This is a genomic window from Ureibacillus sp. 179-F W5.1 NHS (assembly GCF_045369345.1).
GTDB lineage: Bacteria > Bacillota > Bacilli > Bacillales_A > Planococcaceae > Ureibacillus > Ureibacillus halotolerans.
Genome location: NZ_JBIQFG010000040.1, coordinates 1 through 16,956, shown reverse-complemented (window position 1 = coordinate 16,956; position 16,956 = coordinate 1). Strand labels below are relative to the sequence as shown.

Below are 16,956 nucleotides of genomic sequence, written 5' to 3'. Positions count from 1 at the left end.
CATCTTACAAAGTGTTATCTGCCTTGTAACATATTTACTGATTATTTAAGAAAGTGTGGGGAAATAACCCGTTTTTCTTCCTATTTAACTAGAGATTTCCGAAAAGAAAGGTTTACTTCTTATTATTTTGTGAGGCGATGAATACTAAATTCAAGATCCTTCTGTAAATGATCAATCATTAATTGTTCTGCTAGATGGGCATCATGGGTAGCGATAGCGTTATAGATTGCGGCATGTTCTTCGATTAAATGTGGTCTCTTTTGTTGAACAACAGTTTTTCGAAGTAAATAAATGATGGATTGCATTCGATCGATAATTTTTACGATCTCTGGGTTGTGGGTTTCCTCTACAATAATTTGATGGAATAAGAAATTGGCTTCCATTACTTCTTCCATTGTCCCTTTTTGCCCAATTTCAACACATTCTTTTAGTCTTCCTAGCGCATCTTTTGAAATATAATCAGCGCAATAACGAGCGGCGAAACTTTCTAATAAAATACGTACTTGGAAAATATTGCGAATATCGATCGGTGTTGGACTAAAAATTCGTTTATTTTTTATCAGCCCTTCTTGTTCAAGTTTTGCAATGGCTGAACGAATTGGTGTTCTGCTTATACTAAGTTCCTCGGCAAGTTTTTCCTCTGTCAGTTTTGTATTCGGCTCAATTTTACCTGTTAATATTTGATCGCGTAAATATTCATATGCGTAAGTATAAGAATGTACATCTTTTTTCTTCAAAACAATCGACTCCTGATGTTAAATAATAATCCTAATTATTTCCTATTGTTATTATAGGTTTTTCTATTACTTTTATAAAGATTATTTTATTTTGTGTACATTTAATATAAAAATGTGTACAAAATACAAAATAATGTGTACAATTCTATATGAAAGTATGAAAGCGCTTTTTTTAAGTGAAACTAAAATATTTTAGAAATATAAATAAGGGAATTTTTCCCTTACATAGATGAAGGAGAGAATGAAGTTGGCTAAAAAGGTTGGATTTGTAGGATTAGGAATTATGGGTAAACCGATGTCCCTTAATTTGTTGAAAGCTAGTTTTGATGTAATGGTATTTGATATTAATCAAGACGCAGTAAATGTTCTTGTAGAAGCAGGAGCAACAGCAGGTTCAGTTGCGGAGATGGGTGAAACTTGTGATTGTATTATTACAATGTTGCCAGCTGCCCCCCATGTGAAATCAACCATTCTTGGTGAAAATGGTATTTTAAAAAATGCTAACAAAGGTTTAGTTATTATAGATATGAGTTCTATTTCTCCAGTAGATTCAGTGGAAATAGCAAACGAAGCATCAAAATATGGAGTGCATATGATTGATGCCCCTGTAAGTGGTGGTGAGCCGAAAGCAATTGACGGTACATTATCTATTATGGCCGGTGGGAAAGAAGATGTCTTTGAATCAATTAAAGATGTTTTACAAGCAGTAGGGAAAGATATTGTTTTAGTTGGAGACAACGGTAGTGGTGTTACAGCAAAGCTTGCTAATCAAATTATCGTTAACTTAAATATCGCTGCTATGTCTGAAGCGTTAGTATTAGCAGCGAAGGCAGGAATTGATATAGACAAAATGTACCGAGCAATCCGTGGTGGTTTAGCAGGTAGTGCTGTATTAGACGCAAAAGTACCATTAATTTTAGACCGAAACTTTAAACCTGGCGGCACAATTGCTATTAATATGAAAGATTTAACGAACGTAATGGATACTGCTCATAATATGGACGTTCCACTTCCGTTATCTAGTCATTTACTTGAAATATTCCACGCTTTAAAAGCTGATGGGAAACTAATGGATGACCATGGCGGCATCGTTCAATACTATGAAAAATTGGCCAATGTTGAAGTAAAGAGAGTGGAAAAGTAATGGCAAATTTAAATACAAAAGAAACATTATCTAATCTTCTACCTCTTCCAAAGGCGGAATTGGTGAATGAATTATTAGAAAAAGAATTAGCACAATTAAATAAAAAAATTATCGTACTTGACGATGATCCAACAGGTATACAAACTGTTCATCATATTTCCGTTTATACCGACTGGACAAAAGAAAGTATTGAGGCAGGTTTTGCAGAAGAAAATCCGATGTTCTTTATTTTAACGAATTCTCGCGGTTTTACTGCAGATGAAACTAGAAAAGCTCATAAAGAAATTGCAACGATAGTAGAGCAAACGGCGAAAAAATTCGATAAAGAATTTATACTTATTAGTCGTGGTGACTCAACGTTACGCGGCCATTATCCACTAGAAACAGAAGTGTTAAAAGAAACAATTGAAGATTTATCAACTACTCGTTTTGATGGGGAAGTGATCATTCCATTTTTCCAAGAAGGAGGACGCTTTACAATTAACAATGTCCATTATGTACAATATGATGATGTGCTTGTACCAGCAGGTGAAACAGAGTTTGCAAAAGATCGTACTTTTGGCTATACGTCATCGAATCTTGCAGAATGGGCAGAAGAGAAATCAAATGGGAAGTATAAAACAAGCGATGCAACTTATCTCTCTTTAGAAGATATTCGTTCCCTTCAAATTGATCGTTTAGTAGATCAGTTAATGGAAGTAGAGAACTTCAATAAAGTTGTCGTAAATGCTGTTGATTATATGGACGTTAAGGTGTTTGTTATTGCATTAATAAGAGCAATGCGCGCAGGCAAAATGTTTATGTTTAGAAGTGCTGCCGCTTTAACGAAGATTATTGGTGGAGTGAGTGATAGACCTTTACTTACACGACAGGAGTTAGTAAAGGATGATTCTACAAATGGTGGACTTATTATGGTCGGCTCCCATGTAAAGAAAACGACTGAACAATTGGAAGAACTAAAAAAATGTGATTTTATCCACTTTATTGAATTTGATGTTCACCTTGTGTTAAATGATGCTGCCTTTAAAGCAGAAGTAGATCGCATTGTCCAATTAACAAATGAATTGATTGCAAAAGGTCAAACGGTGTCTGTTTATACAAGAAGAGAACGTTTAGACCTTGGGGAAAATAAAAAAGAAGAAGAGCTTATGCTTTCTGTGAAAATTTCCAATGCAGTAACAAGTATTGTGCAACGTCTAGAAGTTCGTCCAAGCTATATTATTGCAAAGGGTGGTATTACATCGAGCGATATCGGCACAAACGGACTTGGTGTAAAACATGCAACGGTTGCTGGACAAGTGAAACCGGGTATCCCTGTTTGGTATACAGGCGATGATTCAAAATTCCCTGGATTACCATATGTCATCTTCCCAGGTAATGTTGGGTCTAAAACAACATTGAAAGAAGTAGCAGAACTACTTCAACGAAAATAGGGAGGATGAATTGGGATGCTAGTGAATACGAAAGAAATTCTTCTGAAAGCAAAGGAAGAACAATATGCAGTTGCTGCGTTCAATGTGTTTAATTTAGAAACTGTTCAAGCAGCGATTCGCGTAGCAGAGCAACAACAACACCCTGTTATTATTGCTCTTGGTGAACGTTATTTTGGAACAGTGGACGTGGAAGGGTTTGCTAGTCTTGTTAGGGAGTTAGCAATGAAGGCTTCCATTCCAGTAGCCCTTCATCTTGATCATGCCTATGAAAAAGAATCGATTGTACGAGCTATTCGTGCCGGTTTCACCTCTGTCATGTATGACGGTTCAAAATATGAAATTGAAGAAAATACGCGTCGAGCAAAGGAAATCGTTGAGATTGCCCATATGGCTGGTGTAAGTGTGGAAGCTGAAATCGGTTCAGTTGCATTAGGTGCCTTTTCAGATGAAGAAGAGGGTGCGGGTACATTAACAGATCCGATAGAAGCAAAAAAATTCGTTGAAGAAACGGGTGTTGATTTTTTAGCAGCAGCTATTGGTACAGTTCATGGTATGTATAAAGGTGAACCAAACATTCGTTTAGATTTATTAGATGAAATACGTAATTTAGTAGATATACCTCTTGTGTTACATGGGGCATCAGGTACACCTGATGAAATTCTACGAGAAGCTGTCGTTCGTGGTATTTGTAAAGTTAACGTCAATACGGAAGTTTCCCTTGCTGCTACCCGTCATCTTGCTGAAAGTTTTGCACAAGAAGAGCGTAAAAATGCCCATTTATCCACAATCATGGCGGATATGCAACAAGCAATGGAAACTGTAATGACGAAGTTTGTCCGACTTTTCATGAATAAATAAAATGGTGGAATGCCGTGGAAACACGGCATTCTAATAAAAAGGAAAGAGGTATATCATCAATGCCAATAGTTTCGATCGTAATAGGAGTTGTGCTTCTATTAATACTTATGATGGGATTAAAGCTAAACGCTTTCATTTCTCTGATAATTGCGTCTTTAGTTGTCGGTATTTTTGAAGGAATGTCACCAGCAGAAGCGATGACATCTGTACAAAATGGTTTAGGTTCTTCCCTTGGAAGTTTAACAATGGTTATCATTTTTGGGGCAGTATTAGGGAAATTAATGACTGACTCAGGTGGTGCCCAACGTATTGCAACATCTATGTTAAATGCCTTTGGACAAAAACGTGTTCAATTAGCAGCTGTTGTGACAGCATCTGTTGTTGGTATTGCTTTATTCTTCGAAACAGGTGTCGTTGTTTTAGTACCATTAGTATTTACAATTGCTGTTGCAGCAGGTGTGCCAATCCTTTATATTGGTATCCCCGTTACAACTGCCTTAATTACAATGCACGGCTTTGTACCTCCGCATCCGGGACCGACGGCCATTGCGGAAGTGTTTGAAGCCAGTATTGGTCAAACGGTAATTTGGGGTGTCATTATTGCCATTCCAGCGATTATTATTGCCGGACCGTTATTTACAAAGTTGTTTAAAAAAGAAGATTTAGAAGTGGAAATACCAAAAGGGTTATTCAATCCGAAGAAGTTTGAAGAGCATGAAATGCCTGGATTTACAGCGAGTCTTCTAACGGCTATTTTACCGGTTCTTTTAATCGCGATTAAATCAATCATTGAACTAGCAGCACCGAATTCAGCAATTCGTCCCTTTACAGATTTCGTTGGTACAGCAAGTACAGCATTATTAATTTCTGTTATTGTGGCGATGTTTACATTTGGGATTAGTCGTGGTAAATCAATGAAAGAAATTATGAATTCTTTCGCTGAAGCTGTAGCAGGGATTGCATTAATTTTATTAATCATCGCTGGTGGCGGAGCATTTAAACAAGTGTTAATCGACAGCGGTATTGATCAATATATTGCGTCATTAATGGAAGGTTCTTCATTATCTCCAATCTTATTAGTTTGGGTCATTGGAGCCGTTTTACGTGTAGCTTTAGGTTCAGCAACCGTGGCAGGGATGACAGCTGCTGGTATTGCAGCACCTCTTGTAGCAACGACAGGTGTTAGCCCGGAACTGATGACTTTAGCAGCCGGAGCAGGTAGTGTTGGTTTCTCCCATGTAAACGATGCAGGTTTCTGGATTTACAAAGAATACTTCAATTTATCAATAGGTAAAACTTTTAAAACATGGACAGTGTTAACTTCTATAGTTTCAATCATTGGATTGATTGGCGTATTAATTTTAGATATGTTCTTATAGACGAAAACACGGTGATTTACGTTTAAACTTAAATCACCGTGTTTTTTATTAGTTTATTAAAAGTAATAAAGAGTCTGATAGATTTAAGCATAATCTTAATTTAACTTTTCAAACCAATTGATACAAGAATTTTAGTTCTTGAGTAGTCATATTAAAATTTTCAAATTTTCACTCATGAAGTTTGTTACAACATTTGTTACTTTATTTGTGTAACAAGCAATTTTTTATAATAAGATTTCCATTAATATTAAATTCAATTAAAAAACCCCGAAAACAAAGGTTTCCCAATGTTCGAGGTTTAGAAAAATTGCTTCTAATTTGAGCAAAAAGATTAACGAGAGTAGAACTCAACGATTAATTGTTCTTGAATTTCAGCTGATAATTCAGAACGTTCTGGAAGACGTACAAATGTACCTTCTTTTTTGTCTGCATCAAATGATAAGTAATCTGGTACGAAGTTATTTACTTCGATTGCTTCATTTACAACAGCAAGGTTTTGAGATTTTTCACGAAGAGAAATCACTTGACCTGGTTTAACGCTGTAAGAAGGGATGTCAACGCGTTTACCGTCAACTAAAATGTGACCGTGGTTAACTAATTGACGAGCTCCACGACGAGTGCGAGCTAAACCTAAACGGTAAACAAGGTTGTCAAGGCGAGTTTCAAGAAGGATCATGAAGTTTTCACCGTGTAGACCTTGTAATTTACTTGCTTTGTTGAATAAAGTTTTGAATTGACGTTCAGTCATACCGTACATATGACGAAGTTTTTGTTTTTCTTGTAATTGTAAACCGTATTCAGATAATTTTTTACGTTGGTTTGGACCGTGTTGACCTGGTGCATAAGGGCGTTTTTCTAATTCTTTACCTGTGCCGCTTAATGAAATACCAAGGCGACGAGACACTTTCCAAGATGGACCTGTATAACGAGACATAGTTTGTCTCCTCCTTTAAATTTGGTTTTTTGCACTGATTGAAACTTAGTTTCCAATCAGTATTTGTAAAACAAAAACCAGTTGTACCCGACACTTGCAGCATTTTATTTTCATGTATCTTCGCCCTTGCAGCCGAAAGGGTTACACAATACACCTTCTAATTTGATTCTTGTTCGAAATTAGAGGAATAAAATACATGCACAGCTTATACAACTGCTGCATTCATTTTACACGAGGATTATTGTATATTTTTTTAAGCCTCGAGTCAAGGAATAACTTTATAAGTATACCATAAATACCGAGGGTAATTTTTAGTAAAATGATATTTGTTAAATTTTTGAAATTGCTATACTATAGTATTATAAAAAATAGATAATAAATCCTAAATTGATGGATAAATATAGTTAATTTTACATAAAAAGTGTATACTTTCTTCATCAAATATATTTGTAATTTATTTCTATTGATATAGAAAAGGTGATGTTATGTTCGAATATTCGAAGAGATTAACTTATATGAAATCGGAGTTATTAGACTTATGCACCAGTTCTGTCAATTCACAAAATCGTTTTCATGAATTTGCTTTACTATTACAAAATTACTTAGAGCAACATTTCCATATTCATCATTGTTGTTTCCTGTTTTATGATGGGGAAGCAGCACTAAAACCTTTTTACGTTCATTCATCTGTACAAGTAGACTATCAACAAATGAAAAAGATTTATTTTAATTCCTTTCTTTCACAACAAAAGGTAGTCGATATAACAGATGTAGAACAAGGTTTTCCGTTTAACCATATGGTTTTCATAAAAGAGAGTCACTTCGATAAATATGGTGTTGTATTTATTCAATCTTCCCCTGAATGGCTCACTTTTTTACAATCTGATTTTTTTGAAGATTTCATCAATTGCATTTCGAAAGTCTTTTATTTAATTAATGAACAGATGGAAATTCGGCAAAATGAAAATCAATATCGAAAATTGTATAACATGACCGATTTGTTCCATTCGACAATGGATATCGATTTTATTTTGGAAAATATGCTCATTACAATTCAAGAGAATTTTCCAAATCTTGATGTAGAGTTGATCTTATCTAATGATCAAGATCGACAAACGAAACTACAAATAAAACCATTTGATTATTTATCAGAACGACCTACTACAATACAAGCTTTTGTTTCAGGAGAGATCACGATAGAACAAGCCTTTGATTTAAACCGTTGCTTATTAAATGCTCCTATTAACGGTAGACAAGCAATTTATGGAATTTTACAAGTAAGTGCACCGATTTCTTATGTTTTTTCCAATGCCCAAAAGGACTTTATTCGATTACTTGCCCATACATCAGGAAATGCATTGGAAAATGCTAAACTTTATCGACAATCACACCGTTTAATTCGGGACCTTCAATTAATCAATGAAACCTCTCATCATTTGAATAAGCTGTTAACTTTAAACGAAATGTTTCTATTTTTGCAGAAGCAGGTGATGCAACATTTTCAACCGATGGAACTTTGTTTTGTTTTGAAGGAAGGAAATGAATATAAAATTACTGAAGCTACAACGGATTTTTTCAAAACGGAGGAAAGTACCGTATATATCCAACATGTTGTAAAACATTTTGAAAGTAGCCAAGATTCATTGTTTATCGCGGATTTTAGTCGAATTGTTGGCAAGGAAATTTTATTTAAATCTATTATGGTCATTCCAATGATTGTTGAGCAACGGATAAATGGATTTTGTATAGTGTTGCATCATGAACCGTATTTCTTCTCCTTTGATAGTTTTAAATTATTGCAATCGTTAATTCACCATTCATCATTGGCCATTGCGAATTTAGTTTTACGTAATCAATTACAAGAAATGGTGAACCAAGATTATTTAACGAAGCTATATGCACGTAGATATTTAGACCGTTTTATTGAAAGATCTTTAGAAAACGACCGTTCCGGAATGTTTTTATTAATTGATATAGATAATTTTAAACTAATTAATGATACTTACGGTCACCAAGTCGGAGATGACATATTAGTTCAAATTGGTAACCAGTTAAATAAAATCATTGGAACAAGTGGAATTTGTGCAAGATGGGGTGGGGAAGAGTTAGCTATTTACATTCCGAATATTTCAGAGGATGAGGCAGAGAACATAGCAACTGAACTTTTACGAACGATTCCGCAAGCAACGAACCCAACGGTTACGATTTCTGCTGGTTTAGTATTTTGGAATCATGAACAACGACCGGATTTTCATTCAATCTTTTTACAGGCAGACACAGCACTATACAATGCAAAGGAAAATGGGAAAAATCAAGTTTGTGTTTTTAATGGATCGTTTCCTTCGCATCAATAAAAAACTTACTACAGCCCATGGGACGTAGTAAGTTTTTATTCGATATTATAAAAATTTCATTAATGTTTGAACAAATAGTTCAAGGCCTTCTTTGTCTTCTGAAGTAAAGCGTCCTTTTAACGGACTATCGATATCTAAAACGCCAATCACTTCATCATTTTTAATAAGAGGAATGACGATTTCAGAATTAGAAGCAGCATCACAAGCAATGTGACCAGGAAATGCGTGAACATCATCAATTAACATCGTTTCACGTTTCGAAACAGCTGTACCACATACACCACGACCTACTGCAATTCGTACACATGCTGGTAATCCTTGAAATGGTCCTAGTACAAGTTCACCATCCTTCATTAAATAAAACCCAACCCAATTGATCCGATCTAAAAATTGATTTAGTAAAGCAGAGGCATTGCTTAAATTCGCAATAACATCCTTTTCTCCTTCTAATAACGCATTTAATTGTTTTGATAATGTTGTGTATTGTTGTAAAACCGGACCTTCATAATTAATTTTAGTAAACATACTATTAACCTCCATCATACGTTTTTATAAATCGTTTCATAATGTTGATGCAAATCTTTCACACTATGGGCATCCGATCCGAAAACTAGGGGCAAGGATATAGAACGGGCAAAGTCAATGTATGGCATTGGAGGGTATGGTTCTTTACAGAAGGTTTTACTTAGTCCAGCACTATTGACATCCAGTTCATAACCGAGTTCTTTCATTTTCGTTAACATATCGGTAATGCGAGAATGATCGTTAATTTTCTCACCATGGGCAAGTTGGAATTTATGAATTAAAGTTGGGTGTCCAATTCTCCGAGGTTTAAATCGCCCAAGGTTTGCCTCTAAAGATTTTAAAACTGTATCATAGTATAAGTGATAAAGGGAATCGATTCCACCAACTTGTTTTGCAAAGTTTAAATAAACTTCATCTGAAAAATCAATGCAGGCATATGTATCGTTATGTTTTAAAAAGTGTACCGACAAAATGGCATCATCTAGAAATGGACCGACAATGTCGAGAAAAGCTCTTGTTTCCGTTTCGTAGCCGATAATATAATCAATCTCTAAACCTACATTTATTTTAATCTGTTGTTTATATTGTTCTTTTAATTGTTGAACCGTTTCGATATAAGCTGTTAAGTCCTTTGGATCCATTCCACTGTCCTTATCAGGTGTTGGATCAACGAAATTTGTTGGCAATGGTGCGTGTTCTGTAAAAGTGATTTCGGTAAATCCATGTTCAATTGCTTTTTCAATATAATGCTCGAATGGATCTTTCGTACCATGAGGACAGAAAGGGGAATGGATATGGCCATCTTTTTTCATTTTTGCAACCTCCATTACATTTATTTTTCATCAATATCGTTTACAAGCTAAAGGTTTGGAACGAGTAAAAAGTCTTCTTCATTAAGCTATATATATGGTGAAAAACCGGAACGAATTCTACATAATTTAATTAAATCTAGTTAACTTTAACAAAAACCTTTATTTTTTTAAACAAATGCCTAAAAACATGGTATATTATAGTTACAAAATAGTAGGTACAGTGATTTTTGGAATAGGGGGCTTATGATGCAGTATATCATCATTGTCGTCATCGTACTATTAGCATTATTTATCGGTGGACTTATCATCCGTCGAAAACATAGTGTTGTTATACAGCGACTTGAACAAGAAAAAATGCAAATCCAGCATTATCCTATATTTGAGGAGCTTACAAAAGTAAAAGCTTTAAATATGAATGGTCAAACGGAAGAGAAATTTGAACAATGGCGAAATATGTGGACGGAAGTGATCGATGTTCACATAATTAAAATTGATTCGATGCTTTTTGATGCTGAAGAATACATAGATCGTTTCAAATTTAAAAAGGCTTCGGTTGTTGAACGGGAAATTGAAGAATATATCGCAACATGTACCGAGAAACAAAATCAAATCATAAATGAATTAAATGAACTGATCGGAAGCGAAGAAAAAAATCGGATTGAAATTGAGCAATTAAAAGAACATTATCGTTCTGCACGGAAAACGTTACTTGCCCATCAATATTCTTTTGGTCCTGCATTAAGCACTTTGGAAACGAGAGTAGAAAATTTTGTTCCGAAATTTGAAGAATTTGATCGGTTAACGGTAGAAGGAAACTATCTTCAAGCAAGGGAAATCGTGCTTGCATTACATAGCGAATCACAAATAATTTTTGATTTATTAACGGAAGTACCTACATTATTATCGGAAATACAAACAAAAATACCGGCAGCAATCCATGAGTTGAGAAGTGGTCAACGGGAAATGGAACAGCAGTCGTATTATTTAAACCATTTAGAATTAAATGTTTTCTTAGATAATGTTGAAAAAGAGCTAGATACTTTAAAAGAAAAGTTAGCAGCTTTAGACGTGTCGTCAGTAGGTCCTAGACTTGATGAAATTAATAATGAAATTGAAAACTATTATGATTTGCTCGAAAAGGAAGTTATCGCAAGAAAATATGTTGATCAAAATTGTGATGAAACCTTTAATACGTTAAATGAAGTATTACGTGCAACGAAAGAAATAAGCAATGAAGCGGTCTACGTTCAAAGTAGTTATCATCTTCCAGAAAAAGAAGCTGAAATTCCAAAGCTTGGCTTGAAACAATTAGAAGTCATTCAAAAACGTTTTGAATTACTTGTTTCGCGAGTAAAGGAAGAAAAATCAGCTTATTCAAGTCTACAAGAGGAATTAGTTGAAATTAGCGAGGAAATCGAACGAATTCAAGACGAGCAAGAGCAATTCTCGAATCGCTTGAAAAATTTACGTATTGATGAAAATAAAGCAAGAGCTCAATTAGATTCGTTAAAACGATTACTACAAGAGACGGATCGACAGCTTAATAAAGCGAACATACCAGGTATTCCAGAAGAGATGGATAAACGTTTAGAGGAAGCTGAAGAACAGCTGTTCATTGTAATGCAAAGTTTACAAGAGATTCCTTTAAATATGAGTCATGTTCATAGCAATTTACAAAATGCTGAAAAGTGCATTCAAGAAGTAAATAAACATGCGAAAGAAATGATTGAAAATGTCATTTTAATTGAACGAATTATTCAATATGGTAACCGTTATCGTACGTCCAATTCAAAGGTAAATGAGCTTTTATTACAAGCTGAAGATGCCTTTCATCAATACCGCTATATAAAAGCATTAGAAGATGCGGTGACAGCGGTAGAATTAGCAGAGCCAGGTGCGATTAAAAAAATTGAAGAATTAGTTCAAGATGAGCTATACGCAAAAGTTCAAAACTAAAAGAAAAATGGCCACCTCACAATTGTGAAGGTGGCTTTACTATTAAAGAAAACTGTTAAAAAGGATTCCCATTTTCCATTAAAAGATGGATTTAATTAGTAAATAAAATTAGTTGGTGGTCATTTATGAAAGTTTGCGTTATGATAAATAGCGTTAAATCAAGCTTTGAAGAGAGTGTGATTATATATGAAAGAAAATATTGTCTATCTAGATAATAGTGCAACGACAAAACCGTTAAAAGAGGTTTTAAATACATTTATTCAAGTAAATGAATCCTTTTATGCCAACCCGTCTTCCATCCATGCAGCAGGTGTGGAGGCAAACACATTGCTTGATCGGGCAAGAAGTCAAATGGCCGATATTCTTCATACGGAAGAGCCGCTCGTTTTATTTACTGCAGGCGGAACGGAATCAAATAATTTTGCGATATTTGGTGTTACAAAGGCAAATACTCATATAGGAAAACATATTATTACAACGGAAATTGAACATCCGTCCATTTTGGAAGCTGTAAAGTCTTTACAAAAAGAAGGCTATGAGGTGGACTATTTATCCGTGGATGAAAAAGGTGTCATTTCCTTATCTGAATTACAAGAAAAGCTGCGTAAAGATACCGTATTCGTTAGTATCATGCATGTGAATAATGAAATGGGGGCTATTCAACCGATTGAAGAAGCGGCTAAACTCATTCATGAAAACAGTAGAGCGGTATTCCATGTAGATGCTGTCCAAAGTTTTGGTAAATTACCAATTCGTTTCAACGGAGAAGCTGGACCAGATATTGTTTCAATCTCCGGTCATAAAATTCATGGTTTAAAAGGAACTGGCGTCATTGCCTTCCGCAAAAAAATGAATATCATTCCACTTCTTTTAGGTGGTGGACAGGAAAGAGGATTGCGAAGTGGTACGGTCGCTGTTCCTCAAGCGGTTGCTTTAGCGAAAGCTGCTCGAATGGTGACAGAAAATATGGAACAATCCATGAATAAATATCGAAAATGGTTTAATGACTTATATGAATTTTTAACAGGATTCGGTGAAAATATTCATATCCTATCGACGAAATCCGGAGCAGCTCATATCTTGTCATTTAGTGTGAAAGATTTAAAAGGGGAAATTTTAATCAATGCATTGCAAAGTAGAGGAATTATCGTATCTACTTCAAGTGCTTGTTCCTCAAGACAAAAGAAAACTAGTCATGTCGTTGAATCGTTAAAAGTAAATGCGAATTATAAGAAAGGCGTAATCCGATTAAGTTTTGGACTACTTAATACAGATGATGATATGGAAGCGTTCAAAAAAGCATTTACAGAGGTAATGAATGAATTAAAAGGAGATAATAATTAATGATTTGGAAAGAAATTTTAATCCGTTATGGGGAATTATCCACGAAAGGGCGTAACAAAAAAGACTTCATTAGTCGTCTTCGTACAAATATTCGCCATAGCTTTCACGATATAGCACCTCTAGATATTGTAACGGAACGAGACCGTATGCATATAAAAATTGAAAGTGAAGAGCAATATGAAGTATTGATGAAAAAATTGCCAACCGTATTTGGTATTCAATCCTTCAGCCCTGTAGCTGTATGCGAAAAAGATTTAGATGAAATGAAAAAATTGTCCCTTATTATTATGGAGCAATATAAAGAGAAAGAAATTACATTTAAAGTAGAAGTTCGTCGCTCTGATAAAACATTCCCAATGGAATCCCATGAACTTCAACGAGAAATTGGCGCACACGTATTAAGAAACAATCCGAATATTTCAGTACAAGTAAAAAATCCAGATGTAGAGCTTCGGATTGAAGTGCGAAAAGATGCCATTTATATGATGGCACAAATCATTCAAGGTGCAGGTGGAATGCCTGTCGGTTCCAACGGAAAATCATTACTCATGCTATCTGGAGGGATTGATAGTCCAGTTGCTGGCTACTTATTAATGAAACGCGGTGTTCGTCTAGAAGCGATTCACTTCTTTAGTCCACCATATACAAGTGATAATTCTTTAGAAAAAGTAAAAGTATTAGCAAATGAATTAACGAAGTTTGGCGCAAATATTCGATTACATGTCATTCCTTTTACAGAAATTCAAGTATTAATAAAAGAAAGAGTTCCAAGTAATACAATTATGACATCTACTCGTCGTTTAATGATGCGAATTGCCGATAAAGTACGAGAAGAGATTGGTGCCCTTGGTATTGTGACAGGGGAAAGTTTAGGACAAGTAGCGAGTCAAACGTTAGAAAGTTTAACAGCAATTAATGATGTAACAAATACTCCGATTTTACGTCCGTTAATTGCCTTTGATAAACTTGAAATTATCGATATCGCACAACAAATCGGAACATATGAAACATCGATTCAACCTTATGAGGATTGCTGTACGATCTTTACACCAGCAAATCCTAAAACAAAACCGAAAGTCGATAAAGTAAATTATTATGAAAGTTTTACGGAATTTGATGAATTAATTGAACGGGCAGTACGTAATCGTGAAGTTTATAAATTCCCTGAAACAAAGAAAACAACAGATAAATTTGAAGGGTTATTATAAAAACCAGTCAATCGGAAAAAAAAGAACAATTTACCTCTCATCTTTTGTGTATTAAAAAAACAATATCGCACATTCTATATGCACAAGGAGGTGAGAGACATGGCTTCAAACAACAGCGGAAACAGAAACAAGCTTGCTGTACCTGGTGCAGAACAAGCATTAGATCAAATGAAATACGAAATCGCGCAAGAGTTTGGTGTTCAACTCGGACCTGAAGCGTCTTCTCGTGCAAACGGGTCAGTCGGAGGAGAAATTACTAAACGTCTTGTACAAATGGCTGAATCACAATTACGTGGTACTTCTGGCCAATAATATTTAAACAATTTAAAAGGGCTAGTAGCAGAAATGCTACTAGCTTTTATTATGGGGAAAAATATTTTTTAAAAAACTTCAATTATAATTATTTATATGAAATTAATACGGATATTTCTATCTTTCGAGGAATATTTTGATATTTAAGTTGAATATTATTATAATTAGCATAATGTATCAGGGAGATACATCAAAGGGGGATGTATATGAAAAGAGAAGATTTATTAGCTCCTAGAAAATACAACATCGTTGATGAAATTGAGAAATATGCAACTTCAAGTACAAAAACGGCATTAATGATTCATCATGAAAACGGAGAAATTGAGAAAGTTTCCTATCAAGAGTTAATTAAAAAAGCAAACAAGGTTGCAAATTTGTTTAAAAGCAATGGACTGAAAAAAGGTGACGTAGCTCTTGTAATGGTACCTCGCTCAGAAGACGCATATGTTACATACATCGGAGCGCTAAAAGCTGGACTAACGATCATCCCTAGTTCTGAAATGCTTCGAGCAAAAGATATTGATTACCGTATTGTTCATTCTAAAGCGAAGGCAATTATCGCCTTTGAGAAAGAGATTGAGCAATTTAATGAAGTTGAACACTTGGATGGACTAAAATTATTTGTTTACGGTGAACCGAAAGAACCGTGGATTTCGGTAAATGAACAGTTAGATAGTCTATCTGACGTTTTTGAAGGTGTTCAAGCAGAAGATACGGATATTGCATTTTTATCCTATACAAGTGGAACGACCGGAAATCCTAAAGGGGTTGTTCATTCCCATGCTTGGGGTTATGCTCACTTACGAACAACGGCTGCCCAATGGTTAGGTGTTCAAGAAGATGATATTGTTTGGGCAACGGCAGCACCTGGATGGCAAAAGTGGATTTGGAGTCCGTTTTTAGCGACTTTAGGAAGCGGTGCAACGGCTTTTGTTCACTTAGGAAAATTCGATCCGAAGGAATACCTTCAAATACTTGAAAATTATCAAATAAACGTTTTATGTTGTACACCTACAGAATATCGTTTAATGGCGAAAGTTGATCATCTTGAACAATATAATTTATCCAGTATTAAAAGTGCTGTATCCGCTGGAGAACCGTTAAATAGTGAAGTAATTAAGAAGTTTTTAGAAGTCTTTTCCCTTCAAGTGCGGGATGGATATGGTCAAACAGAAAATACATTATTAGTGGGTACCTTACTTGGTATGACGCCAAAACCAGGATCCATGGGCAAACCGACTCCAGGTAATATTGTTGAAATCATTAATGAATTAGGTGAACCTACAAAACCAGGTGAGGTAGGAGACATCGCTGTTCATTCATCGACACCAGCTTTGTTTAAAGGTTATTTAAATGAAGAAGAACGAACAAAAAGGCAATACCGAGGAGAATGGTTCTTAACTGGGGATCGAGCATACAAAGATGAGGATGGCTATTTCTGGTTCGAAGGTCGAGGGGATGATATTATCATTTCTTCTGGTTACACAATTGGACCTTTTGAAGTGGAGGACGCCCTCGTAAAACATCCTGCAGTGAAAGAATGTGCGGTTGTTGCCAGTCCAGATGAAGTGCGTGGCAATATTGTAAAGGCATTTGTTGTTTTACGGGATCATAATTTGAAAAATAGCCCAACAATTGTAAAAGAATTACAGGATCATGTAAAGACGATTACGGCACCTTATAAGTATCCAAGGGCAATTGAATTTATCGATGAATTACCGAAGACGTCATCAGGAAAAATTAGACGTATTGAGTTACGTCAAAGAGAAATGCAAAAAGAAATTACGAATTAATGTTCTTATTTCCTAGGGAATAATGTCGAAATGAGGGAAGACTTTAAAGTCGTGTAAAATGACTTTAAAGTCTTTTTATTAATTCTTTTAAAAGGCTCTAAAATATTTGTTGGGGTACAGATAAAATTCAGAAAAAATAAACACGCAATCTCCTAATTTTGTTAGAC

At 35.1% G+C, this 16,956-nt stretch carries 14 protein-coding genes; 10 read left to right on the top strand and 4 right to left on the bottom strand.

Going from position 1 to position 16,956, the window contains the following annotated elements:
* Positions 1-122 precede the first annotated feature (122 nt).
* The gene (locus tag ACH0B5_RS14615; RefSeq protein ID WP_122971081.1) at positions 123-737 is read right to left on the bottom strand and encodes a GntR family transcriptional regulator; all 615 of its coding nucleotides are present in this window, start codon (positions 735-737) and stop codon (positions 123-125) included.
* 247 nt (positions 738-984) lie between these two features.
* On the opposite strand from ACH0B5_RS14615, the gene garR reads away from it, so the two are divergent.
* From garR to ACH0B5_RS14595, 4 genes are read left to right on the top strand one after another with little or no spacing between them, the layout of a single operon-like run.
* Positions 985-1,881 (top strand): 2-hydroxy-3-oxopropionate reductase, encoded by an 897-nt coding sequence (garR, locus tag ACH0B5_RS14610; protein ID WP_406928028.1) that lies wholly within the window; start codon positions 985-987, stop codon positions 1,879-1,881.
* The gene (locus ACH0B5_RS14605) at positions 1,881-3,314 is read left to right on the top strand and encodes a four-carbon acid sugar kinase family protein (RefSeq protein WP_406928027.1); all 1,434 of its coding nucleotides are present in this window, start codon (positions 1,881-1,883) and stop codon (positions 3,312-3,314) included. The genes garR and ACH0B5_RS14605 overlap by 1 nt, the downstream gene beginning before the upstream one ends.
* A 15-nt stretch (positions 3,315-3,329) precedes the next feature.
* The gene (locus ACH0B5_RS14600) at positions 3,330-4,172 is read left to right on the top strand and encodes a class II fructose-bisphosphate aldolase (protein ID WP_406928026.1); all 843 of its coding nucleotides are present in this window, start codon (positions 3,330-3,332) and stop codon (positions 4,170-4,172) included.
* A 59-nt stretch (positions 4,173-4,231) separates the two neighbouring features.
* On the top strand, positions 4,232-5,551 hold the full coding sequence (locus ACH0B5_RS14595; RefSeq protein ID WP_122971085.1) for a gluconate:H+ symporter: 1,320 nt from the start codon (positions 4,232-4,234) through the stop codon (positions 5,549-5,551).
* A gap of 331 nt (positions 5,552-5,882) precedes the next feature.
* Here ACH0B5_RS14595 and rpsD read toward each other — a convergent pair whose 3' ends face one another.
* Positions 5,883-6,485, bottom strand: a complete 603-nt coding sequence (gene rpsD, locus ACH0B5_RS14590) for a 30S ribosomal protein S4 (protein ID WP_122971086.1) — start codon at positions 6,483-6,485, stop codon at positions 5,883-5,885.
* 515 nt (positions 6,486-7,000) lie between these two features.
* On the opposite strand from rpsD, the gene ACH0B5_RS14585 reads away from it, so the two are divergent.
* Positions 7,001-8,839 carry a sensor domain-containing diguanylate cyclase gene (locus ACH0B5_RS14585; RefSeq protein WP_406928025.1) on the top strand — a complete coding sequence of 613 codons (1,839 nt, stop codon included), beginning with the start codon at positions 7,001-7,003 and terminating at the stop codon, positions 8,837-8,839.
* 45 nt (positions 8,840-8,884) lie between these two features.
* Here the strand turns inward: ACH0B5_RS14585 and ACH0B5_RS14580 are convergent, their stop codons facing one another.
* Positions 8,885-9,364, bottom strand: a complete 480-nt coding sequence (locus ACH0B5_RS14580) for a GAF domain-containing protein (RefSeq protein ID WP_122971088.1) — start codon at positions 9,362-9,364, stop codon at positions 8,885-8,887.
* 14 nt (positions 9,365-9,378) lie between these two features.
* The gene (gene hisJ, locus ACH0B5_RS14575; protein WP_406928024.1) at positions 9,379-10,176 is read right to left on the bottom strand and encodes a histidinol-phosphatase HisJ; all 798 of its coding nucleotides are present in this window, start codon (positions 10,174-10,176) and stop codon (positions 9,379-9,381) included.
* A 246-nt stretch (positions 10,177-10,422) separates the two neighbouring features.
* On the opposite strand from hisJ, the gene ezrA reads away from it, so the two are divergent.
* The 5 genes from ezrA to mbcS all read left to right on the top strand — a co-directional run bounded on the left by ezrA (position 10,423) and on the right by mbcS (position 16,789).
* Complete coding sequence (gene ezrA / locus ACH0B5_RS14570) at positions 10,423-12,132, top strand: septation ring formation regulator EzrA (RefSeq protein ID WP_174232648.1); 1,710 nt, start codon at positions 10,423-10,425, stop codon at positions 12,130-12,132.
* A gap of 186 nt (positions 12,133-12,318) precedes the next feature.
* Positions 12,319-13,476 (top strand): cysteine desulfurase family protein, encoded by a 1,158-nt coding sequence (locus tag ACH0B5_RS14565; protein WP_174232649.1) that lies wholly within the window; start codon positions 12,319-12,321, stop codon positions 13,474-13,476.
* Positions 13,476-14,684, top strand: coding sequence for a tRNA uracil 4-sulfurtransferase ThiI (gene thiI / locus ACH0B5_RS14560; RefSeq protein WP_122971091.1), 1,209 nt, complete (start codon positions 13,476-13,478; stop codon positions 14,682-14,684). The genes ACH0B5_RS14565 and thiI overlap by 1 nt, the downstream gene beginning before the upstream one ends.
* A gap of 99 nt (positions 14,685-14,783) precedes the next feature.
* The gene (locus ACH0B5_RS14555; protein ID WP_122971092.1) at positions 14,784-14,996 is read left to right on the top strand and encodes an alpha/beta-type small acid-soluble spore protein; all 213 of its coding nucleotides are present in this window, start codon (positions 14,784-14,786) and stop codon (positions 14,994-14,996) included.
* A 206-nt stretch (positions 14,997-15,202) separates the two neighbouring features.
* On the top strand, positions 15,203-16,789 hold the full coding sequence (mbcS, locus tag ACH0B5_RS14550; RefSeq protein ID WP_406928023.1) for an acyl-CoA synthetase MbcS: 1,587 nt from the start codon (positions 15,203-15,205) through the stop codon (positions 16,787-16,789).
* Positions 16,790-16,956 lie beyond the last annotated feature (167 nt).

What these genes read in the sequence shown, in the direction of transcription:
- ACH0B5_RS14605 (WP_406928027.1), top strand. Translation starts at nt 1,881, where the DNA reads ATGGCAAATTTAAATACAAAAGAAACATTATCTAATCTTCTACCTCTT.
- ACH0B5_RS14600 (WP_406928026.1), top strand. Translation starts at nt 3,330, where the DNA reads ATGCTAGTGAATACGAAAGAAATTCTTCTGAAAGCAAAGGAAGAACAA.
- ACH0B5_RS14595 (WP_122971085.1), top strand. Translation starts at nt 4,232, where the DNA reads ATGCCAATAGTTTCGATCGTAATAGGAGTTGTGCTTCTATTAATACTT.
- rpsD (WP_122971086.1), bottom strand. Translation starts at nt 6,485, where the DNA reads ATGTCTCGTTATACAGGTCCATCTTGGAAAGTGTCTCGTCGCCTTGGT.
- ACH0B5_RS14585 (WP_406928025.1), top strand. Translation starts at nt 7,001, where the DNA reads ATGAAATCGGAGTTATTAGACTTATGCACCAGTTCTGTCAATTCACAA.
- ACH0B5_RS14580 (WP_122971088.1), bottom strand. Translation starts at nt 9,364, where the DNA reads ATGTTTACTAAAATTAATTATGAAGGTCCGGTTTTACAACAATACACA.
- hisJ (WP_406928024.1), bottom strand. Translation starts at nt 10,176, where the DNA reads ATGAAAAAAGATGGCCATATCCATTCCCCTTTCTGTCCTCATGGTACG.
- ezrA (WP_174232648.1), top strand. Translation starts at nt 10,423, where the DNA reads ATGCAGTATATCATCATTGTCGTCATCGTACTATTAGCATTATTTATC.
- ACH0B5_RS14565 (WP_174232649.1), top strand. Translation starts at nt 12,319, where the DNA reads ATGAAAGAAAATATTGTCTATCTAGATAATAGTGCAACGACAAAACCG.
- thiI (WP_122971091.1), top strand. Translation starts at nt 13,476, where the DNA reads ATGATTTGGAAAGAAATTTTAATCCGTTATGGGGAATTATCCACGAAA.
- ACH0B5_RS14555 (WP_122971092.1), top strand. Translation starts at nt 14,784, where the DNA reads ATGGCTTCAAACAACAGCGGAAACAGAAACAAGCTTGCTGTACCTGGT.
- mbcS (WP_406928023.1), top strand. Translation starts at nt 15,203, where the DNA reads ATGAAAAGAGAAGATTTATTAGCTCCTAGAAAATACAACATCGTTGAT.